This window comes from Acanthopleuribacter pedis (genome assembly GCF_017377855.1).
Taxonomy (GTDB): domain Bacteria; phylum Acidobacteriota; class Holophagae; order Acanthopleuribacterales; family Acanthopleuribacteraceae; genus Acanthopleuribacter; species Acanthopleuribacter pedis.
In genome coordinates this window covers 437,238-462,013 of sequence record NZ_JAFREP010000003.1, presented here as the reverse complement: position 1 = coordinate 462,013, position 24,776 = coordinate 437,238, and the positions used below count along the sequence as shown (strand labels likewise).

1 protein-coding gene (only partly in view) is annotated in these 24,776 nt (G+C 64.8%); it reads right to left on the bottom strand.

Every position in this 24,776-nt window falls within one protein-coding gene, locus J3U88_RS04930, for a non-ribosomal peptide synthetase, read on the bottom strand. The gene is 45,303 nt long; 7,593 of those nucleotides lie to the left of the window and 12,934 to its right, leaving coding positions 12,935–37,710 in view, spanning codon 4,312 (partial) through codon 12,570 (complete); the first complete codon in reading order (the gene reads right to left) occupies window positions 24,772–24,774. Both the start codon and the stop codon lie outside the window.

The window sequence follows — 24,776 nt, the reverse complement described above, 5'->3', positions numbered from 1 at the left end:
GATGGAATCGATGCCGTAGCGTTGCAGGCTTTCCTCACTGTCGAGATCGGCAACGGCGATGTCGGTCTCGGCCGCGAATAGGTTTTTGACGGCGGCCAACACGGCCTCGCCGCTAAGGGCGACGGCGGTTTCCAACGGGACCGTCGCCGTTTGTGGCGCCGGCTCGCCCGCGAACCAAGGCTGCAGGCGTCGCGGATCACCGGCCAAAACGGCCACTTGCGCGGCGGATGCGGCCAATGCCTGCCGCAACGCGGTTAAACCGGCGGCGGTGGTGAGCGGCACCATCCCGGTGACCTCGGCCATGTGGCGGCGGGTGTCAGGGTCGAGTTGCATGCCGCCCTCGGCCCATAGCGGCCAATTCAGGGAAAGGGTGCGGCCGGCACACCAACCGGCGGCGACCCGTTGGTTGCGTTGCGCGGCGAACCCATCCATAAAGGCGTTGGCGGCGGCGTAATCGCCTTGGCCGGGGTTGCCGGTCACGGCCGACAAAGAGCTGCACAGGACAAAAAAGTCGAGGGCGACATCGCCGAGGGCACGATCCAGATTCAGGGTGCCCCGTACCTTGGGGGCCAGAACCGCGCACAATTCCGCGCCGGTTTTCTTGAGCAAAAAATTATCGCGATGCACGCCGGCCGCGTGCAGCACCCCGTTCAGGGTGCCGTGCTCATTCAGGACCGCGGCGATCAAGGTGGTCACGGCGCCTTCATCGGCCACATCAACCTGGCGATAGGCGGCGCGGGCACCCTGATTCTGTAATTCCTGGATCAAGGCCTGAATGCAGTTGTCGGGCGCGCGGCGGCCGGTCAGGATCAGCACGGCGTCTTGGGTTTGCGCGGCGATTTCCCGTGCGAACAAGGCGCCCAGACCGCCGGCGCCGCCGGTGATCAGGTAAATCCCACCTTCTTTCCAGGGTTGCGGCGGCGCGGATTGCGGTTCAAGGCGTACCCAATCCAAAACGCGGCGTCGCCCTTGCGCCAAACAGACATGCAGGTCGTCGGCAGCGGCGGCGGCACCCACGGCGGCGGCCACATCGGCACAACCGGAAGGCAGGATCAGCAGGCGGGGACGCAGGGCGGGATTTTCCAAGGCGGCGGTTTTGAGGAGCGCGGCCAAGGCCGATAACGCGGCATCCTGAACGGCGTCGGTCAACACCAATTGCACGCACACCGCTTCGGCGGCGTGGGCCCGCAAGCGCCGGCGCAGGCGTGCCAGAACCAAGTCGGCGGCTTGTGCAAAGGTTGCGGCGAGGTCACCCGGCACCCGCGGTAGCAGCTCGGCTTCCATGCCCGCCGCGCGACAGGCACGGGCCACGGCGTCTGACGGGGTCAACACCAGCAGGGCACCGTCATAGGCAATCGTTTGTGGGTTGGCGGTTTGTTCGCGCCACCTGGGCCGCATCAGCATGGTGGATGGTGATTGGCACACCGAGGGTGTTTCCTCGGTCCTCAACGAGGGTGTTGCCTCGGTCATCAACGAGGGTGTTGCCTCGGTCGGCATGGTCGGCGCGCTTTCCACCGGCACCGTTTGCGCCGGTTGCGACGGGTAACTGGTTTTCAGGAAGGGATAGGTCGGCAAATGGATGCGGTTGGGCGTGCGGTCGTAGCGCCCTTCCCAGGCGATTTGCGCACCGCCAAGCCAGGAAAGCACGGGATCGCCGGCGGGCGTTTCGGTTTGTCCGTCGCTTCCCGTCCAGGTCGCGTCGTCGGCTTCGCCGGCGGCAAAACGGCGCAAGCGGGTGACGGCCTCGGCCGAATCCGCGGCGCGAACGAGCAGGCGGTAGCGCATGGCCTCGCGGCCGGTTTGCAAGGTGTGGCATACATCGGCGAGGGCCGTGTCGGGCGACGCGGTGAGGAAGGCGGCCAACCGTTCAGCCATGAGGGGCAAGCGGTCCTTGCGCCGCGCGGACAGGGGCAACCAATAAGTCGCGGCGGTGGCACGCACCTCGACGCGCTGAAAATCACGGACGACGAGATGGGCGTTGGTACCGCTGTGGCCAAAGGAATTGAGGGCGGCGAAACGCGGTTGATCCGGCGAAGCGGGCCAAGCCACGGCTTGCTTCGGCATGGTAAAGGGTGTGCCCTCGATTTCCACGAGCGGGTTGGTTTGTTTGAGATGGGGCATGCCGGGAAGGGTGTTGGCGCGCATCGAGAGCAGGATTTTAATCAAACCCATCACCCCGGCGGCGGCGCAGGTGTGGCCGACGGCGGCCTTGGCACTCCCCACGGCAATCCGAATGCCAGCATCGGCAGTCCGAATGCCGGCATCGGCATTCCGATTGCCGGTTCCGGTATTGGCAACTTTTTCGTCGGCCTGCCCCATCAGATCGCGATAGGCGCGCACCAAGGCGTTGGCCTCGACGGGATCACCCAAGGTGGTGCCGGTGCCGTGGGTTTCCACGTAACCGATCTTGGTGGCATCGATGTGGAAACGTTCGTAGACATCGCGGATCAGGGCTTCTTGGGCGGCGCCGCTGGGCGCGGTGATGCCGTTGCTGGCCCCGTCTTGGTTGAGCCCGGAGGCGGCGATGACCCCGTGGATCGGGTCGCCGTCGGCCAAGGCGTCGCTCAGGCGTTTGAGGACCACCACGCCGACCGCCTCGGCGAGCACGGTGCCGTCCGCGGCGGCGTCAAAGGCGCGACAAGCACCGGTCGGCGAAAGAATCCCCAGGGCGGAAAGCGCGTTGAGACCGGCCGGATCCATGGCCGCGAAGACCCCGCCGGCCAAGGCCGTTTCGGTTTCTCCGCGGCGCAAACTCTCGCAGGCCAAGTGGATCGCGGTCGCGGAAGAGGCGCAACCGGTGTTGACGACCAGGGCCGGACCGCGCAGGTTGAGCAGGTAGGACAGGCGCGAGGCGATGATGGCCTCGGAAGCGCCGGTAAAGGATTCACCGCGGAAGCCGGTCGGTTCGGCGCCGACAAACACCCCGACGGCTCTGCCGTCCAAAGCCTTCGGATCCATCGCCGCGTCTTCCAAGGCGCGCCAGGCTTCTTGCAGGATCAGACGTTGGTGTGGGTGCATGGCGGCGGCTTCGCGCGGGGTGATGTTAAAGAACAGCGGATCGAAACAATCGCGTTCCTCGAGGACGCCGCCGTAGGCGTAACCCGCGCCGTCGGGATCGCGGTAGCGTTCCGGCAACAGGCCGGTGTGGACCGTACCCGCGGCCAGATTTTCCCAAAACTGGGCCGGGTCCGTTGCGCCGGGACACTGCCCGGCCAGACCGATGACGGCAATCATGGCGTTTGGCTCGGTTTTGTCATTGGCGGCGGGGGCGTCGGGCGTTCCGGGCAACGAAACCGCCGGCGCGGGCGACACCGAGACGGGGTTGACCGGCACCGCTTCGGTGCATTTCAGTTGGTCGCCGAACCGTTCTTCCAAGTAACGCACCAAGCGGTTGATGCTGGTGAAATCAAAAATGACGGCGGTATTGAGGGAAAGACCGAAACGTTCGTTGAGTTGCTGGACGAAGTTCAGACCCAGAATCGAATCCAAACCATAGTCGGCAAAAGGCACATCGGCTTGGATCGCCTCGGGTCTGCTGTTGAGCGCCTTGGCCAAAGCGTGTCGGGCAAAGTCAGCCGCGGTTTCGCGGCCCCGCGCCGTGGTTTCGATCCCCTCGCTTGTTTCGCTTGTTTCGCTTGTTTCGCCCACCGTCTGCTCAGGCACGGACGTCTCCGGCGCCTCGGCTTGACGGGGGAGGCGCATCAGCCCATCGCTTGCCGCCACAAACACCTGTTGGCCCACCTCACCCGCCGCGGCCAAGGGCACGCGCACCGCGGCAAAACCTTCTTCCAGCAGGACGCGGCACCACATGGCGCTGTCAAGGAGCGGCGAACCGGCAATCCGCAAGGCCTCGTCCTCGTAGAGCCACCAGCCGTCGAGAAGACCGAAGGCAATGGTCAGCACCGTCATCTTGCGGGTTGCCTCGTTGAGCAGCAGCAATCCGTTGTGTTTGAGGGCCGCCTGGGTGTGCCGCAAGGTGGCGCGAACGTCGGCGGTGGCGTGGACCACGTTGGTGGCGATGACCACATCGTAGCCGCCGACCCCCTCGCGCGGCGCCTGTTCGATATCCCACAAGCGGTAGCGCATGAAGGGATAATCGGTGTCGTAACGGGCCGCCGCGTGGTCGAGGAACATGCGCGAACGGTCGGTAAAACAGTATTCGGCGATGTTGTGTTTGAACGGCGACAGCTTGGGTAACACGGTGGTGGTGGTGCCGCCGCTGCCCGCCCCCACCTCGATGATACGAACGCGGACCTCGGGATCGGCGGCAATGCGTTGCTTCAGGTACGCCGTCAGCAAATCGCCGACACAGTGATTGGCGTGATCGCTAACGGTGTTGCCGCGGTAGAGGTTCTCTACCTTGGTCAACGAACCTTGCGGGAAAATGATGTCGGTCGCCTGCTTGCGCCCGGTGAGCACCGCATCCAAGGCGCGCAGGCAATCGTCTACCAGCACCACCGAGGCGCGGAAATCGGCATCCGCGAGGAACACCGGTTTCGCCTGTTCCCAATCAGCCCAGTGTTTGCGCGCTTCGGCGGGGGCAGGCGCGCGGATCACGCGGATGCGACCGTCCGATTGTTCCAGGTAACCGACGCCGCGCAGCAGGTTTAGGCTTTCGTCAAACCAGCGGCTGTATTTGGCAATGATGCCGGCGCCCTGCCGCAACGCCGCGATCTCGGCCCAGTCCCCAACGGCCGGCAAAGCGCCGAGCTGTTGCAACTGAACATACAACAATAAATAAAGGTGCCGGTTCAGCGCGGCCCAGTGTTCGCTTTTGGCGTCCCATTGGGGTTCACGTGGTTTTTGATCGGGGGCGACCAAAGCATCCAACAGGTTGAGCGCGGTCGGGGCAAACAGCATCCGCTCACCGACGGCACGGTGGAAGATCCCATCCAAGCGAGGCGCGACCCGCATGGCCGCCATTTGCAGCAGGCCGCGGCGTTGTTGTAATCCGGTGAAGCGTGCAAAAAGTTCAAAACCCTCGGTTTCGCGAAGCGCGCCAAAATGGGGACTCGCCAGTGCTTCGGTCCAATAACCCCAGTTGATGCAACCCACGGGAAAAGGCGCCGCGTCGGCAATCCCGCGAACCCAGGCGTCGGCGGCCACCACGCCGCTCGCGTAACCGGCACTGTCCCGCGCGGACAGGAACGAAAAGGCTTGGATGGAAGAACAGAAACACAGGAAATCCAGCGCCTCGTCTTGCAGCGCTCGGTAGAGATGGAGCCCACCCAGGGTTTTAACCGACACGCTTTGCAGGAAGGCCGCCTCGTCGACCTCGGCCACGCCGTGGTGATCCTCGAAAAAGGCGACCCCGGCAAACACCGCGCCGTGGATTTGGAGATGCTGTTGTTTGATTTCGACCACGGCCGCCGCCACCGCCGCGCCGTCGCTTAGATCGGCCTGGACGTAACCCGGCCGGCGCGGGGCGGGATAGGCGTCTAACTTGGCCGTAAGTGAGGCGTCCGCCGGATCGGTGCGGCCGAGCCAAATCACGGCGGCGTCGTAGTCCGCGATCAGTCGGCGGGTTAGGGCACGGCCGACCATACCGGCACCGCCCGCGATCAGGTACAGCCCACCGCGGCGCAAAGCGGGTTTCACCGGTTCATCGTCCAAGGGGAAAAACCGTTGTCGGCAGCGGCCGAGCGCCGAGAGGCGGATGCATTCGCCGCGATCCGAGGCCGGCTCGGCCAAGACGGCGGGCGCCAAAGCCGACCATTCAGCTTGGTTTTCGCCGGCCAGAAGCAGGTTGCGCACGGAAAAACGATGGTCGCCTTGCGCGAGCGAACAGGCCAAACCGCCCACCCCGGCGGTCAAGCCGGCGGCGCGCGCGGTTCCGTTTTGGGTAACAGACAGGACATAGGCATTCACGGATGCGTCGACAGGACAGCGCTGTTGCAGGTGTTTGAGCAGGCGCAGCAGTTGCACCTCGAAACGCAAGGTGGCCTGTTCCCGCGTCGCGGGGTCCACCAAACAGGCCTGGGAATCGCCCTCGGCAACGAAAATCAGGGTGTCGGGTTGCGGAAGCTGATCCAAAAGCCACGACCACGCCGCCGGATTCTGGACATCCAGGGTAAAGGAATCGGTGTCGCCGCCGTTGCGGTCGCCGGGGTTCACGTGCACGACGCGCGCCGCGCCAAGCTTGTGACACTGATCGCGCAAGGCCGTTTCGAGCGCACCACCCCCCTCACCCGCCACCAAGAGAACGGTGCCGAGGTGTTCAGCACCTTCCTGGCGCTTCCCGCTGGACAAGCGCGAATCGTATGTTGCGGTTGCCTTAAGCGGCACGCGGTCCGTGGTCAAAGGCGCCGCGGTCCAACGCGGGATGTAGGCACATTCGCGCAGGTAGGCGGCCGGCGTTGCCACGGCAACCGAACCCGCGGCCGGCTGGGCCGGCCGCGGTCGCGCGGTGCGTTCGCCCGCAAAAGGATAGGTCGGTAAGGAGATGCGCCGCGGTTGCCGGTCACCTTGCAAGCGGGTCCAATCCACGGCCACGCCTTTCACCCACAAATCGAGGCAACGTTCCAATAATCCTTTGGCAACCCAACGCGCCAAGGTCTGCTGCAGATCTTCGTCCATCGATGTTTGGGCCGGACGGACGACCTGACCGCGCAAAAGGTCGTCACCCGTGGCTGAGCCGTCGCAAAAAGCGGCGAGTTTGGCCAAAAGTTCGTCGTGATCGGCGGCCACCAACCCAAGCCGTTCGGCCATGGCCACGCGTCCGACTTGCAGGGTAAAAGCCAGATCAAGCAAAGGCGGCCGGTGTTGCGAAACACAATCACGCAAACGCGCGGCGGCGACACGCAGGCGGTCTTCATCCACGGCGGACAACACCACCATCACCGGTTGCATCAGCGGCGGCGTGGGTCGCGCGGGCGCCGCGTGTTCTGCCACCAAAAGATGCGCGTTGGCGCCACCGGCGCCGAAGGAGGAAATGCCGGCCAGACGCGGCAACTCGCCCAAACCCTCAACCCGCGGGCGTTCCCAGGGCGCAAGCTTTTGCTGAACGACAAAAGGTGAGGCGGCAAAGTCGATGCCGGGATTGGCAGGCGCGGCGTTGCGCGAGGGAACCAATTGACGGTGTTTGAGTTGGAGCAGGACCTTGGCCAAACCGGCGATGCCGGCCGCGCTTTCACCATGGCCGATGTTGGTTTTCACCGAACCGACCGCGCAAAATCCGGTCGCGTCGGTGTGTTGGCGAAAGGCGCGGCTGAGGGCGTCGATTTCGATGGGATCACCCAAGCTGGTGCCGGTGCCGTGGGCCTCCACGTAGCTGACGGCACGGGCGTCGATACCGGCGCGTTCCAAGGCACGGGTCACCAACGCTTGTTGCGCGTCGGGGCTGGGCACGGTGAAACCGCGGGTTTTGCCGGCGGTATTGATCATCGAACCCTTTAGCACGCCGTAGATGTGGTCGCCGTCCGCTTCAGCCCGCGCCAGCGGTTTCAGCAACACGGCTCCCACGGCCTCACCCGCCACAAAACCATCGGCGCCTTTGCCGAAGGTGCGGTTCTCCGGGCCGGCGGCCAACATGCCGGCCCCGGCGAGGTTGGTGTAGTGCTCGGGCTCCAAAATTAGGTTGACGCCGCCGGCGAGGGCGAGCTCGCAGGTGCCGTTGTTGATGCTTTCCATGGCCAGATGGATCGCGGTCAGGGAAGCGGAGCAGGCGCTGTCCACGGCCAAACTCGGCCCGCGGAAATTCAGGGTGTAGGAGACGCGGTTGGGCAAGGTCCAATAACTCGGCAAGCCGTAATCGCCGTTCATCACCCCGACAAACACGCCGACCTGGCGGCTTCGGCACAGATTGTCCGGCGTGTAACCGGCGTCCTCCAGCGTCGCGTAGGCGGTTTCCAAAAAGAGCCGCGCCTGGGGGTCCAGCGCCTCGGCGTCGCGCGGGGCGATGCGGAAAAAGCCGGCGTCGAAGCGGGTGGGCTCGTCGAGGAACCCGCCCCAACGGGTATAAGCGCGGCCGGGTTTGCCTTTTTGCGGATCGTGGTAGGCGCGCCAGTCCCAGCGTTCGGCGGGCACCTCGCCAATGCCGCTTTTGCCTGCTTTGAGGTTTTCCCAAAAGGCGTTGATGTCGGCGGCACCCGGAAAGCGGCCGGCCAAACCAATGACGGCGATGTCGCCGCCACCCGCCGGCGGTGTCACCGGCAGCGCGGGACGGGCCACGCTGAAGCGGCGCGGCAACGGCACTGCTTGACCCGCGACCTCGGGTTCAGCAAGCCGCGGCCGGTGAGAAGTATCATCCTCACCCAGCCAAGCCGCGAGCGCCGCGCCTTGGGTTTGCTCAAAATGATCGGCCAAGGCCTGGATCGTGTTGATGTCAAACAGCAAGGTGCTCGACACGCCGCCAAATACCTTGTTCAGCGCGTTGGTCACCTGGACCACCATAATCGAGTCCATGCCGTAGTGTTCCAAGGGTTGGTCGGCGGCCAGTTTGTGGGGGGCGATGTCGAGCGCTTTGCCGATCAGTGTTTTAAAAGCGGCAACGGCGGTTTTACCGGAAGGCCGCGAGGAAGCGACCACGGGTTTCGCCAAGACCGTGGGTGTCGGTGCGACCGATTTCACTTTTGGCCGCGCCGTGGGCGCGAGGGGTGCCGCTGTTGGCCGGGCCGCGGCGGAAACGGCCGTTTCCACCAGACCGTCACTTGCGGCGACGATGACTTGGTGCCCGCCACCGTGGTTGGCCTGTGCCGGAAAGGCGACCTGCGCAAAACCCTCGGCGCGCAAAGCCGCCCGCCAACGGGCCGGATCCAAGCCCGGTCCACCTGGCAACCGCGCCGGTGCGTCGTCAAACCGCCACCAACCGTCGAGCAAACCAAAAGTCAGGTGCGCGGCCAAGCCGTGGTCGTTAATTTCGTTGAGCAGCAACAAACCGTTGTGGCGTAAATAAGCTTTGGCGTGGCGCAGGGTGCGGCGAATGTCGCGGGTGGCGTGCAACACGTTGGCGGCGATCACCAGGTCGTAATTTGCCACGGCGGGATCGTCGGTCGCGGGCGCCTGCTCAATATCGAGCAGACGGACCTCAAGGAAGGGCGTCTCGGCGGCGAAATGGGTTTCCCCGTGTTGCAGGAATACCCGCGAAACATCGGTGTAGCTGTAGGTTTCCACCATGTGTTGCAAGGGTTTCAAGGCGGCCAACACGCCGGCGCTGGTGCCGCCGGTACCGGCACCGATCTCCAACAGCCGCAACCGCCGCGTGGGATCGGCCTGGTGGCGGGCTTTGACGGCGGCCACCACCAATTCGGCGACGGCCTCGTTGGTGACGTCGGCAATGGGATTGTTTTTGTAGATGCCGGCCACCCGTTCGGTCGACCCACCGGGGAACAGCACATCGGTGGCTTTGGTTTCGCCGCGCAGGACGGCACCAAGGACGGGCATCACCTGGTCGAGCAAGCTGATTTGCTCGCGGAAAACCGGGTCGTCGCTATAAACCCTTCGTTCCTGTTGCCAGGCTTCCCGCGCGGCCGATACCGGCAACAGCTCGGCGCTTGCGACGGGACGGTCACCGTGCCAATCCACCAAACCGTGAGCGTCGAGCAAGGTGAAGGTCGCATCGCGCCAAGCGGCCAAGGCACCTTGCGGCTGCCACGACGGCGCGTCATCAAACCAGCCCAAAGCGGCGATTTCCGAGGCCAGCCACGAAGCCAGCGCGCGGTCCAGGTCGGCGCGCGCCTCGGCCACCCCGGCCAATCGCGCGTCCGGCTGAAGCGACGGCGGTTGCGCCAAAACCCCGGCTAGGGACGGTGCCGGCGCGACGCGGCGCTCGGCCTCAATCGGGGGCAACATCTGGAGCGCGGCATCGCCCGGCCGGTTATTGACGCACAATAGTTGCGGGACCGGCGCGGCGAGCACCTGTTCCAGCGCGGCCATCCCCTGTTCGGCATCCAAGGAGCCGGCGCCCGCCTTGGCCATGCGTTCGCGGTAGGCTTGACCGGAGACGGCGCCCACCTCGCCCCAGTAACCCCAGTTCACGACGCGCACCAAACCCTCGCGGGCATCACCCAATTGCAGGGCGAAGGCGTCCTTAAAGGTGCAACCGGCCGCGTAATTGCTCTGGCCCGCTGCTTTGCTGAAGGATTGGGTCGAGGAGAAAAACAGCACGAAGTCGAGGGGTTCCCGCGCGAATACCTGACCCAAACGCACGGCCACGTCGACCTTGGCGCGCAAGCAGGCGCGGAAGCGCGTCTCGTCCATGTTGCGCAGCGCGCCGTCGTCCAACACAATGGCCGCGTGGACCAGGCCGTGGATGCGGGGGAACTGTTCTTTGACGGTGCGGTAGGCGGCGCGCAAAGCGTCGTGGTCGCTCGCGTCGGCTTGCAGGTAAAGCGGGCGCTTGCCCAGCGCGGCGCAAGCTTCCAGCGCCTGTTCCACGGCGGCGTCCGCGGCGCGGCGGCCGAGCCACACCAGTTGGGCGTCGTATTTTTCGATCAGGTAACGGGACCAAACCTGCCCAATCCCGCCGGCGCCCCCGATCACCACATAAACACCGCCGATCGCGTAACGGCTTTCTCGCTGAGACGCCGCGTAAGGTAGCAAAACTTGCCGGTGGACCATGCCGGTCCGCACCGCGACCACCTCGCCCTTGGCATCGGCCGCGACGCCCAGCAGCAGTTGCAGCGGCAAGGGTTCGTCGGCGGGCACATCGATCTGGCGCACCAACCAGTTGGGAACCTCTTTGCTCAAAGCCCCCATCAAACCGTGCACCGAGGCGTGGGCGGCGGCACCGACCCCAAAGCCGTCGACGCTCTGGGTTTGGGTCGTGATCGTGGTCCAGCCCAGCGCGCGGTCAGCGTAACCCAAATGCAACAAGGCCTTGATGGTTTTGAAACACAAAAGGACGCCGCGCTCCTGTTCGTCAATTAAGAAATCAAGTCCTGTATGCACCGGCGCGAGCCAAAACAGATGATCGATAGGACCGACCTCGGCCAATTGCGCGGCGAGGGATTCAATCGTTTGACGCGGTTCGGCCTGCAATGTCACCGCGGCGGGGAAACGCGTCATCAGGGCGGTGACCTGGTCCGAGGCACCGCCAAAGATCAGGATCCGCGCCTCGGCTTGCGGCCACGGGGCAAGCGGGGCGGTTTCGTCGCGACGCCACCGGGGTAACAACAGCATTGGTTTTTGGTCGTCGGCATCGGAACGCGAAGGCTGCTGTTCGGCGGCGCGGACGGTGACCCGCTCGGCAATCAGGCAAACGTGGCCGGCTTCGTCACAGAGGGTGATGTCAAAGGTGGTACCGCCGCCCTGGCTTTCCCGTTGTTCCAGCAACGCCCAGACGCCATCGCGGCAGGCGCCGTACAAGGTCAAGGCATCCACGGCAAAAGGCAAGCCCGCCGTTCCGGCGTTGAACCCGACCGCCGCTTGCAAGGCGGCGTCGAGGACACCGGGATGCAGTTGGTAGGCGGCGGCGTCGGGGATTTCCGCGGCCTGAATACGCGCCACGATCCGACCCGAGCCGGGATAATAACGAACCAAACCACGGTGCGCGGGGCCGTAGTCCAAACCGCTGTTTTCGAAGGTTTGGTAACAGGATTCGCCTTCAACCGGAACCGCATCACAGTCGCCGCGCCAGGCGCCCGGATCGACTTGGGGCGATGCCGCGGCGGGAACCAGGGTCACGCGGGCTTGGCTGAAACAGGCCCCGTCTGGATCCTTCACCTCAACGCGCAGGGTGGTTTCGTCTTCCGGCAGGATATGCACGCTCAGGTCCAGGTCTTCGCCTTGCCAAACCACGGGACGCAACCAGGTCAGGTTCTCAAAGCGCTGGTTCATCGGCGTCTCAAACAGATCCGCGACGGCCTCGGCAACCGCGGCGCGTTTCATTTCCAGCAAAGCCGCGCCGGAGAGGACCGGGTTGCCGGCGACGCGGTGGTCGGCAAAAAACCATTCGGCGCCGTTGAAGCGGGCCGAAAAACGTTGTTCGGCGAGGTTGGAACGGTTGTGGTGCAGCAAGGGATGCAGCCGGCCCGCAACCAAACCGCGATGGGGTTCCGGCGTCCAGCAGCGTTCCCGTGCAAAAGGATAACCTGGCAAGCCGATGCGGCGGGAAGCGTCGGTGTTCAGGCTCGCCCAGTCCACCGCGTGACCCTGGAGCCACAAGGCGGCGACTTGGTCGTGGCGTCCCTTGGCCAGCCAGGCCTGCATCGTTTGATGGAGATCGGGGTCGACCGCCGCGGCGTCGCGGAAATCATGGACCGCAACCCGTGCCTGTTGCCAGGGGATAGTCTCGGCATGGTCGCGGTAGGCACGCAAGGCGTCGAGCAAGGCCGGAACAGTGGTCACCACGGTAGCGATGCGTTCTTCCATCGCCTCGCGGCCGACCTGTAAGGTGAAGGCGATGTCGGCCAAACGCGGTGCGTTTTGGTCTGTCTGTTGCGGTGCTTGCAGGAAGGTCAGCAGGTTGTCGACCACCTCGGCCAGACGTTCGCGGTCGCGCGCGGACAGCACGATAATTTGCGGCGACGGGTTTGTGACGCGATCCACCGGCACCCGCGGCGCGCTTTCGACGATCACATGGGCGTTGGCGCCGCCGGCGCCAAAGGAGGAAATACCGGCGCGCAGCGGGGTATCTTCCGCGGCCCGCCATTCCGTCAACCTTTGCTGCACCGCGAAGGGGGTTGACGCGAAGTCGATGTTGGGGTTCAGTTCGGCGGCGTGGAGCGAGGGAACTAAACGGCGGTATTGCATCTGCAACAGCACCTTGGTCAAGGCGGCCACGCCGGCGGCGGCTTCCAAATGGCCGATGTTTGATTTCACCGAACCCAGCGCGCAAGAGCCCGGTGCGACACCGGCCCCAAAGGCTTTGTGCAAACCGGCGATTTCGACGGGGTCACCCAACGCGGTGCCGGTACCGTGGGCTTCCACGTAGGAAATGCTTTGCGGCGCCACACGGGCTTGGTCGAGGGCGTCGCGGATTAAAGCGGCCTGGGCGTTGGGGTTGGGCACGGTGTAGCCGTTGGTTTTGCCGCCGTGGTTGACGACGGCGGCTTTGACCACGCCGTAGATGCGATCACCGTCGGCAAGAGCCCGGGCCAGGGGTTTCAACAGCACGGCACCCACGCCTTCGCCGGGGACAAATCCGTCGCCGCCGGCGCCAAAGCTGTGACAGCGCCCGTCGCGCGAGGCCATGGTGAATTGCGCCTGTTGGATGTACTTTTTGGGATGGAGCGAAAGGTTGACGCCACCGGCGACGGCCAGTTCGGCATCGCCCCGTTTCAAGCTCGCCACGGCCAGGTGCAGCGCCGTTAAGGAAGAGGAACACAGGGTGTCTACCGCCAAACTCGGCCCTTTAAAATCAAAGACATAGGAAACACGGTTGGCGATGGAGCCGTAGGCGGTGCCGGGCGGCATGGGCACGCCGTCGTTGGGATCGACCCCGCCCAGCAAATGGTATTCACCGTACATCACGCCCACAAAAACACCGACGCGGCCGTCGTGTTGCTGTTGCAGCGAAGCACGGGTCAGGCCGGCGTCTTCGAACAGGTGCCACACGGTTTCGAGGAACAGCCGTTCCTGGGGATCGGTCGCGGCGGCCTCACGCGGGGCCATGCGGAAAAAAAGCGGGTCGAAACGGTCGACGTCGTCGAGGAAACCGCCCCACTTGTTGTAGGTTTTGCCCGGCGTTTGCGGTTCCTCGTGGAAATAAGCGCGGACATCCCAACGGGATAGGGGCACCTCGCGGATACTGTCGACACCGTTTTGGAGGTTTTGCCAAAAGGTGGCGAGGTCCGGGGCGTCGGGATAACGCCCGGCCAAACCGATGACGGCGATGTCGTCGTCGTGGTGGCCCGGTCGGCCGGCGCGCGGCATGGGCCGCGGCGACACGGGTCGGTTGTGCGCAACCGGCACCTCGGCATCGGCGCGGTTGGCGGCGAACCAATCGGCCAGCGCCTGCAAGCGATCACATTCGAAAAACAGGGTTTTGGGCAAAACCCCGAAGGTCTGTTCCAAACGCTGGTTGAGCCGTTTGATCATCAGGGAATTGATGCCGTAATCCTCGAAGGGCCGGTTGGCTTTGAGCTGGGCCCGTGGGATGCCGGACACCTCGGCAAAGATTTCGGTAAGCTGATCCAGGCATACATTCGAGCGTTTCGCGCCTTGCGGCGGGGCCTTCGCGGCAACCGGCGTTTGCGCGGGCGCGGTCGGCACCCGCGCGGGCGACGCGACCCAATGGCGTTCACCCGCAAAAGGATAGGTCGGCAACGGCACGCGCACGGCAACGGTTGGTTCGATGGCGCTCCAATCCACGTCGCCACCCTGAACCCAAGCACGGGCCAAGTCGACGAGTTCCGCGCCGGCGGCGACAAACGCGCCCTGTTCCGCAACGCCCTGCCACAGGCCCACGGCAACGGGTTCGCCCGCCAGCCAAAGACGGAGTCGCTCGCGCGCTTCGCCGGTATCGGCGGCGCACCAAGCCAAGCGGTGTTCCATGGCGACGCGGCCGACACGCAAGGTAAAGGCGACATGGCACAAAGGCGCCGGTTCCTCATTCAAATACACCAGCAGGCGTTCAGCCGCCCGACGCAGCTGTGCGGTGCTCGCGGCGGAAAGCACCAGCAGGGTCGAACCGGATTGTTCGGGCAAGGCAACCGGGGCGGCTTCTTCGACCACCACATGGCCGGAGGCGCCGGTGGCACCGAAGGCGTTGATCATGGCGCGGCGCGGTCCCGCCGTTTGCGGCCAGGGTTTCCGTTGCGTCACAATCGCAAGACCCGAGCCGTCGATCAAGGGGTTGCGGGGTTCGCTGTTGCGGGTCGGCGCCAGTTCGCCGTGTTTCAGTTGTAACAACACTTTGACGAGCTGGGACACGGCCGAGGCCGATTCGAGGTGGCCGATGTTGGCCTTGAGGGAACCGACCTGAAGTTCGCCACCCGAACCAAAAACATTTTGCAGCGCGGCCGTCTCGGCGGCGTCGGCCAAACCGGCACCCGGCGCGGCGGCTTCTATATAATGGATGTCCTCGGTTTTCAGATCGGCCTGGTCCAGGCAGTGGCGCATCAAGGCGGCCTGGGCCTCGGCCTTGGGCGCACCGTAGCGCGGCGATTTGCCCAGATGGCCGATGACGGCGGCGGGCAGCAAGGCGTGGATGCTGTCACCATGGGCCGCGGCGTCGTCGCGACGTTTGAGCAAAACGGCCCCGACCCCTTCGCCGGCGACCCAGCCGTCTGCCTCGTCGCCAAAGGGTCGGCACTGTTGGTTGGGCGAGAGCAGGTCCAGCCGGCGCAGCAGCGCCTCGTGGTAGGGATGGCTGAACAGGTTGACCCCGCCGACCAGGGCGGCGTCACAGGAACCGTTGCGCAAACTCGCGCAAGCGGCCTGTAACGCGGTTAACGCCGAGGAACAGGCGGTGTCGAAGGCGACGCTGGGGCCGTTGAAATCGAAAACGTGGGACACACGGTTGGCGATGGAGGCGTGGGAGGAAACGGCGCCGTTGAGCGTGTCGGGCCAGGCCGCGCTGCCCAACGCTTGGTAATCGTGCCACATGGCGCCGACAAAAACCCCGACGCGCGGGCAATGGCGCCGCAGTTGCTCCGGCGTGTAACCCGCATGTTCCAAACAGGTCCAGGCGGTTTCCAGGAACAGCCGTTCCTGTGGGTCCAGGGTGGCCGCTTCCATCGGTGAAACGGCGAACAGCAGGGCGTCGAAGCGGTCGATGTCGGGCAAAAAACCACCGTAGGCCGCGCCCTCCGGCTGAACCGGACGGTCGGCGGGCCAGGCGGTGAAGCTGTCGCGGCCGGCGGCGAGGTTTTGCCAGAAGGCGGCCGGGTCCTCGGCGCCCGGAAAACGCCCGCTGTAACCGACCACGGCGGGCATCGCCAAGGGAAGGCGGGCCGGGTCGGTTTTGCCTGGCCGGGGGGCGACGGCCGGGGTTCGTTCCGGTTCGCGACCCATTTCGAGCGGCCGGTGATCGGCGGGCAAGGCGGCGACAAAACGCCCGCCGGTAAAGCCGTGGACCAGGTCGCAACCCTCCGGCAGTTGGAAGGCATCGCGAATTTTGTCAAAGCGAATGCCGCCGATGGGACACAAACCAATCTCAAACTCGGCCTTGCGCCGCATCATCACCTGACCCAAACCACCGGCATTCAGCAACGCGGTGTAGCGATCTTCGCCCGGCAACCCGGCCTCCAAGCGCGCGAGGTCGGCGACCACAAACACGCAGAAACCGGCGATTTGGAAATGCTTGCGGTTAAACGGGGTGTAACAGGATTTCAAGGCGGGCAACGGGCCGCAACGGCGAACCAGTTGATGCGCGTCGCGGTCATAAAGGTACAAACCTTCTTCCAAACCAAGGACCCCGCCGGCTTTGACGAACACGAACAGCAACAAGCCGTCGCCTTCGCCCAGGGTTTGGAACAGTGCGGCGTCGGGACCGCGTCTGGCCAACTGCAGTAATCCCGCGAGTTGGGCGAGGGTCACCGCGCCGTCGTGGTAAGCGCGTTGGCATGCGCGAATTTGGTAATGCTCCAGGGGAAAAGGCGCGTCAACCAAGGGCAACGCCTGGCCGTCGAAATGGCGCAAGTAGGGTTTTTCACCGGGCTTTTCAAAGGCGGCGACGTCCTCGGGGAAACTGTCGGCAATCAGGTCGCTGCTCAGAAAATCGGCGAAGGATTGCCCAGGCGGAAACGCCTTGGCTTGGACCGGACGTGTGCCGAAGGCCTCGGCGACGCCGCCGAAGAAACAGCGGAGCAAACGATGGCTCGCCTCACCGGCGAAACAACCGGACGCGATGTCGGCGCCGAACACGGGCGTAACACCCAACCCGCAATAAGTTTGGTTGTCCAGCAGGAGTTGGCCGAGGTAACCGCTTTCGGCCACCACCAAGGGATGACTGGAACGTCCGTAGTAAGGTTCAATCGCGTGCATCTCCGCGACCACCAGCAAGGTAAAGGCGGCTTGCGCGAACAGCTTGCGGTCGGCCTCGGCAAAGCAGGCCGCGGCCGGCACGGCCCCGTCGGGTACGGGCATCAAAAGATGTTGTTCCGGTTGGTAGTACCAAAGGCCGGCCGCCACACCCGTGACCCGACCCGGCGCGATGTAAAGGTAGGTTTGCAAGGCGTTTTTGCCGCCGGCCGACGGGTACAGGTAACGGGGGCGACCGTACCATTCCCAGGCCCGCAACAATCCCAGCAAGCGGCTGATCGCTTCAAACGACACCGGCCGGCGCGCAAAGGCGACGGCGGGCAGGCTTTCGGCGGCGGCATCGTCCCGAAAAGAAATCGCCGGCAAAACAAGCGGCTGATTCGGTTCGGTTCGGGTCCGCGCGGCCTTGACCTCCGGTGCAAGTTGCGGGAATACGGCCGCAACGGAAGCAGCGGGTTGCTGGGCCAACACGTAATCGGCCAGCGCGGTGATGGTCGGCTCATCCAAAAAGACCTCGACCGGGATGTTCACGGAAAAGTGATCACGCACCTTGGTGACTACACGCACCATCGTCAAGGAGGTGGCGCCGAGGTCAAACAGATCGTCGTTATCCTGCAGGGTCGGGTTGTGTAACAAACGGCGGAAGTTGTCGCGCAGCAGGGTCAGCACCGCGCCGCGAACATCACCGTTCACGGCAGCGTGCGTCACTTCCCCGACCTCGGGCGGCCACGGCAACGCGGCGCGGTCCAACTTGCCGTGGGCGGTGGTGGGCAAGGCGGCGAGCGGTACGAACACGTTGGGCACCATGTACTCGGGTAACCTGGCTTGCAGGAAGGTTCGCAGCTTTTTGGTGTCGGGCGGATTGGCGCCGGTCAGGTAGGCCGCCAATTTGGGATCGCCCTGTTCTTGGTCCCGCACCAGCACCACCGCCTCGGCCACGTCGGCGTGGTCGCACAAAACGTTTTCGATTTCGCCCAGTTCAATGCGCAAACCACGCAGCTTGACCTGAAAGTCGAGGCGCCCGAGGAATTCCAGATTGCCGTCGGGCAAACGGCGAGCGCGGTCGCCGGTGCGGTAGAGCCGCCCGCCCGGTATTTTCGAGAAGGGATCGGGCACAAATTGTTGGGCGGTTAAGGCCGGACGGCCGGCATAACCACGCGCAAGCCCGACACCGCCGATACACAACTCCCCTTCCCCACCCGGCGCCGCGGCCTCGCCGCGCGCATCCAGCAGGTGGATGTGGATGTTGCTGATCTCGCGGCCGATGGGCACGATGCCGTCGGCGCGGGGCACGGCCTGCCAAGCGGTCACATCCACCGCGGCTTCGGTCGGCCCGTAGAGGTTGTGTAACGCGGTTTCGGGCAGGAGGCGCAAGTGGCGATCCACCGCGTTTTGGGACAAGGCCTCGCCGGAGGTGAACAGGTGCCGCAAGCTCGTGCAGTGCGGTGCGTCGGGTTCGCGCTGGAAAAAGGCCAGCATCGAGGGCACGAAGTGACAGGTGGTGATGCCTTGTTCGCGGATGGTGGCGACCAAAAAAGCGGCGTCCTTGTGACCGTCGGGTTTGGCCACGACCAAGGTTGCCCCCGCCAACAGCGGCCAGAAAAACTCCCACACGGAAACATCGAAGGTAAAAGGGGTTTTTTGCAGGACGCGGTCATCGGGCTGCAACCCGTAGCGCGCCTGCATCCACAGCAAGCGGTTGGCCACGGCGCGGTGCTCGAGCATGCACCCCTTGGGGCGCCCGGTCGAACCCGAGGTATATATAATGTAGGCAAGGCTCCCGGGCGTGGCCGCGGCGACGGGATTCTCGTCGCGCGGGGACCAGGTCGCCGCGTCGAGGGCAAGCACGCGGCCTGGGAAATCGGCAAAGTGGGGTTTGAGTCGGTTTTGGGTTAACACGTGATCGACACCGGCGTCGTCCAACAAGAAGCGGCGGCGTTCGGCGGGATAAGCGGGATCAATCGGTAGGTAGGCGCCGCCCGCTTTGAGCACCGCCAACAGGCCGACCACCAGCTCCACGGAACGTTCGGCGCAAACGGCAACGGCTCGGCCTGGTTGGAAACCGCCCTCGGCCAAAGTGTGGGCGACCTGGTTGGCGCGGCGGTTGAGTTCGGCGTAGCTGAGGCTGGTTTCGCCAAAAACGACCGCGGTTTGGTGCGGCTGTTGGGCGACACGGGTCTCGATCAGGTGGTGAATGCATTGGTTGGGATCGTAGGCGGCGGGTTCGGGCGTGTTTGCGAGCGTCGGTTCGAGCGTCGGTTCGAGCGTCTGTTCCAAAGCCGCCGGCACCGGCCCAATCAACGCGGCGAGGTCGAGGTCGTCCCATGCCTCGGGCGATTTGGCCAGGGCACGCACCAAACGAACATAGGCGCCGAACATCGTCGCCACGGCGCTATCGGCCGAGCAGGGCAAGCTGGTGGACCAGTGGACGTGGAGGCCGTCGTCGCTTTCGCGGCTAATTTGGTCCAACACCACCAGCGGCGTGCAGCCTTCCTGCTCCCCAAACACAAAACCTTGCGGCTTGGGGAAAGCATAGGCCGCCGCATCGAACAGATTGGTGAACACGGCGGGAAAGGACAAAGGTGCGCCGCCGCGCGTTTTCATTTTGCGCAGGGCTTTCAGCCCGCTGACCGGGCGTTGCGCCAAATCGCTTTGGACTTGGGCGTGCAGGTCGCGCACCTTGTCGGTAAAAGGCCGTTGGTCCGCGCGAATCACCACCCAAGCCAGCGATGAACCGTCGCCGGCGATGCGATGGATGTCGGGATGTTGGGGCAGGCGGTCCCAACAAGGCACCACCAGGGAAAAGGTGGTTTGATGGGTCCAGGCCGCCAAGACCTCGCCGTAAGCCGCGAGCAACACCATCGCGGGCGGCACCTGCAAAAGGGCGGCGGCCTGTTTGAGCCGTGGCCACCCTCCCAGCACGGCGCCGAGGCGGCCGGAGTTTTTACCCGAGGCGGCGGGTAACGCGGGGCCGCTTGGTAGGTCGGCGAATTTGGCCTGCCAGTAAGCCTCGGCACCGCGCGCCGTTTCGGCCGCCCGCGCTTTGCGCCACAGGACCCAATCGCGAAACGTCAGTTCACAACGGGCCGGCGTTTCGTTGGGATGTTGGTAGAGGTGCAGCAGTTGGTGCAGGATCAGTTCGTAACTGGGCCAGTCGAGCAGGATCATATCGAGGCACAGGTGCAGGCGGGCGAAGTGGTCGCCATGGCTGACGTGCATCGCCACGTAGGGCGGCTCGCGAAAGGCAGGGTCGGCCAACACCGCCGTTTTCACCTGCTGCAAACGGACGGCGGATTCGGCCTCGCTCAGCCCGCGCAGGTTGGTGCTTTGAATGCGCGGCGGCGGCGGGCTGCGTTGGGTTTGCAGGGTGCCGTCATCCGTCATCCGCGTGGCCAAAATATCGTGGACCGCGGCCAGCTTGCGCCAAGCCGTTTCCAGACGGGTCACATCGAAATGGGCCGCGTCTATTTCTTGATAAACGCGGTACTCGCCGCCGTCGACCTGATCGCGGCCAAAGCGGTAAGCGGCCTGGAGATCGGTCATGGGGTAGGCCTCGAAACGGGCGGCCGGGTTGGCGCGCAGCACGGCGCCTGCCGGGGCGCCCGGCGCGGTCAGCCCACCTGGCCGCGGCTCCCAGGGATCGGGATCCAGTGCAAGTTGGCGCAACACGCGCAGGTAGTCCTCGAACACGGCTTCAACGGCCTCGAAGCGACCCGCGGCCACGTCCCAATTGAGTTCCAACCCGCCGTCGCGTTCCAGCAGGTGGTGGTCTAAATAGACTTGCGGCGTCTGGGTAATCGCAAAATCCATGCGGCGCAAAAAGCTTTCGGTGACGGCCTGCTGCATGGCGCGGTGGCCGAGCAAGGAGGTGAACACCACCGGCAAGGCGGCGTTGGTGGGCAACTTGCCGGCCTGTTTCAATTCGCGCAGGACCCGCACGCCCGAAACACCGCCGTGATCCATGGCGGCGCGGAACTGTTCGCTGTTGTGTCGCACCAGGGTCTCAAAGGTTCGGCCCGCGCGCGGTTCCACCACAAACAGATTGGTCGACACAAAGGGTCCGAGCACGTGCGCCAAATCGGGATGGCGCGGCGCTCGGTTGAGCGCGGTGGAAATCAGGGTAAAGGACTCGGTTTCGGACCAGGCGCGCAGCACCTCGGCAAACACGCTGAGCACCAAGACGGTGGGCGAGACCTGCAGGGCGCGGGCTGTGTTTTGGAAGCCGCGCCATTCGGCGGGGCTCAATTGGTCGCTGAGGCGGGTACGGCGAACATCGGGACGGCCGTGAACCACGCGGCGCGGCAGTGCCGGACCGGGCGGGTAGTGGTCGCGCGACAACCAATAAGCGAGATCCTTGCGGGCGCGGGGCGAGGATTCGAAGGCTTTTTGCGCCAGCACGTAATCGCGGAAGGTGACGGCGCTGCTCGGCAGGGGTCGCGCGGGATCGGTGTAGCCGTCCGACCACTGTTGCAACAGCAACGCCAGACCGCCGGCGTCGAGCACCAATTCATCGATGCTCAAAAAGACGACGGACGGCGACCCACGCAAGATGCGCATCTCGTACAGCGGCAGGTTCTCACCGTCGTAAACCCTGTGGGACAACGCCTCACGCCAGGCGTGCCGGGTCGCTTGTTGCGCGTGGGGGGGCTGACCCGTGAGGTCTTCGACCTGGGGTTGGTAGGGTGGGACCTGTTGGCGAACCTGCTGGCGACCGTCCGGTAACACCACGGTACGCAGCATGTCGTGGTGGTCCACCAAGCGCTGCCAGGCCGCGATCAGGCGAGGCACATCCAAAGCGTCGAAGGTCATTTCGAGGTAGATGTGGCAACCGACGCGGTCCCCGTCGAGTTGGAGTTGGCGCCCGGTGTAAAAGGATTCCTGAATGTCGGTCAGCGGGAAAGGCAACCAACGCCCGGCGGGGTCCGGCACCAGTTGCGGTTGCAGGGGTTCGCCGGCAGTCTCATGGCTGACGGTCGGCAGGACGCGGGCCAAGCCGGCCACGGTGGCGTGGTCCTGCAGGTCGGCGAGCGGGACTTCGACCTTGAGTTCCTGTTCCAAGGCGTGTTTCAGCGACAGGGCGATGACGGAATCAAAACCAACCTCGTTAAAATCCTTGTCGTCCGGCAAATCGGCGGGCGCAAGATCGAGCAGGCCGCACAGTTGCGCGCGGATCACCCGCTTCACGGGTTCCAAATCGGCGACCGGCTTGGGCGGCGGCGGGCTCGGCGGCGGATCCACGGCCAAGGTCCCAACCCCAATCGGCCGTCGCGTCAGCGGAAAGGGTTTGCGCAGGAAGGGGTAACCTGGCAGCGCACAGCGGCGGCAGCCGCGGTGTGCGAAGAAACGCGACCAAGCCACGGCGGCACCCTCGACCCAGGCGGCGGCGAGGGTGTCGGCATCGGCGCCGGCGGGTGCCGGTCGGTGGCTGTTTTTGGCGGCGCGTCCCTGGTACAAGGTGGTCGCGGCGGCCCGACCCGCGGCCAAATCGGCCAGCGCGGCCAAGGCCTGCTGTTGGTCCTGCACCACCAAGGCGGCGCGGTATTCGAGGGCTTGGCGGCCCACGGCGGTGGTGTAGGCAACGTCGGCGAGGTCCACCTGTTGATCGCGCAAATGGTCGTGGTACCGCGCGGCAAGCACCCGCAAACGGTCCTCACTTTTGGCCGACAACAGCAGCGGCCAGGGCCCGCGCGCGGCCGCGGCGTGCGCGCTCGCGGTCGCCGGAAACTGTTCCAGAACCACGTGGGCGTTGGTGCCGCTAAACCCAAACGAACTCACCGCGGCCAACCGCGTGCCGCGCGCATTGGTCGGCCAGGCTTGCAGGCGGTCGTTCACGTAAAACGGGCTGTCGGCAAAATCGATGTGCTGGTTTTCGCGGGTGAAGTTAATCGACGGCGGCAACTGTTGGTGCCGCATGCTCAACAGCACCTTAATCACCCCCAAGACCCCGGCGGCGGCGGTCGTGTGGCCGATGTTGCCCTTGAGGGAACCCATCCCGCAGAAACGACGCCGCTGGGTCTGGGCCCGGAAACTTTCGGTTAAGGCGTGGACCTCGATGGGGTCGCCCAGCTTGGTCGCCGTGCCGTGGGCTTCAATGTATTGCAGATCGTCGACGCGAATGCCCGCCCGGCGATAAACCGCGCTTTCCAAGGCACTTTGCGACTTGTAGCTGGGGACGGTAATGCCCGAGGTCTGACCGTCCTGGTTGGTGCCGCTGCCGCGAATCACACCGTGGATCACGTCGCCGTCGGCGACTGCATCGGCCAAACGCTTGAGGATCAGCACCCCGACGCCGTCGCCAACGACAATCCCGTCGGCTTCGTTGTCAAAGGGCCGGCAGGAGCCGGTGGGCGACAGCATGCCGGCATTGCCCATGGTCACGAAGGTTCCGGGATGGTTGTAGATGGTGGCGCCGCCGCTGATTGCCATGTCGGTCTCGCCGCTCTGCAAGGATTTACAGGCCAAATCCAAGGCGGTGAGCGACGAGGAACACGCGGTGTTAATGGTGAAGGCCGGACCTTTTAGGTCGAGGTAATAGGCGATGCGCGAGGACAAAATGCAGGACTCGGCACCGAGCAAGGAAAACAGGGAGCCGTCGTGGTATGGGTCGTTGCCGCCCATGCTGCCGACGAAGGTGCCGACGGCCCGACCTTTGACGCTGTCGGCGGGATAACCGGCATCTTCCAGGGCTTGGTAACAGGCTTCGAGGAACACACGGTGATGCGGTTCCATGGCCGCGGCTTCCTTGGGTGAGATGTGGAAAAACAGCGAATCGAAACAATCGCGGTCCTGCATGCGGCCGAAACGCGCCTGGGTCGGATCGAAACCCCGTTCCGCGAAGTAGGCCGACCATTCGGGATCGGTGACATCGCTGATACAGTCGCGGCCGTCGCGGATCAGCGCCCACAAGGACTCGGGTCCGTCGGCGCCGGCGCAGCGGCACGCCATGCCGATCACCGCGATGGCGTCGCCGCGCGTGGGTTTGTCGGCGCGGCGGGCATCGGATTCCGGCGCGGGGTGCGATTCGGGTGCCGGCGCGCGGAGCACCTCGGTTTCGGTGCGTTTCGGTGCAGTTTCGACGGGCGGTAGCGGCGCAACAGCATCCAACGACACAGCGGGTTGCGCACCTTCGCCAAGCGCGCGGTGAATCTGTGCCGCCAAGGCGGACAAGGTCCCGCATTCAAACACCACGCTGGTCGGCAGCTTCAAATCGTAGCGGCGGTTGATGTGCTCCAGCAGCTCAACCGAGTTCAGCGAACTGATGTTGAGTTGGTTTAGGGTGGTCACCGCTTCGACTTCAGCGGGGGCATAACCCAACACCTCGCTAAAAATCCCCGTCAGTACGCGCACAACCGGCGCATTATCGGGCGCCGGCCGGCGCGGCCCCGGCACGGTCGTTGCGGCGGGCAGGTTCATCGCCACCATTTCGGCCAAGGCGGCAAGGGTACCGCATTCGAACACCACGCTGGTCGGCAGCTTGAGTTCCCAAGCGCGGTTGATGTGCTCCAAGAGTTCAACCGAGTTCAGCGAGCTGATGTTGAGTTCGTTGAGGGTTGCGGCGGCGCGTATGTCCGCCTCGGCATAACCCAGCACATCCGCAAAAAGTGGCACCAAACGCTTTTGAATGGCCGCGGTTAATTCGCCATCACCCGCCCCGACCACCGCGCAAGCGGTTGCGCCGCCGCCCCGCAAATGCGCGCGCATCTCGGTCAAGGCCGTGCTGTAGGACATGGGTCCGTCAAGCAAGCGGCGGTTGTGTTCGCGACGTGCTTCTAGCGCCATCGACGCCGCCTTGCGCAACTTAAACAAACTGTAGGTAATCCAACCTTTCTCCAGGGAAATCGACTGGTTGGCGTAGTTGCGGAAGGTGGCCGCGACCACGTCCGGCAGGTGGGCGATGTTGTCTTCGAACTCGG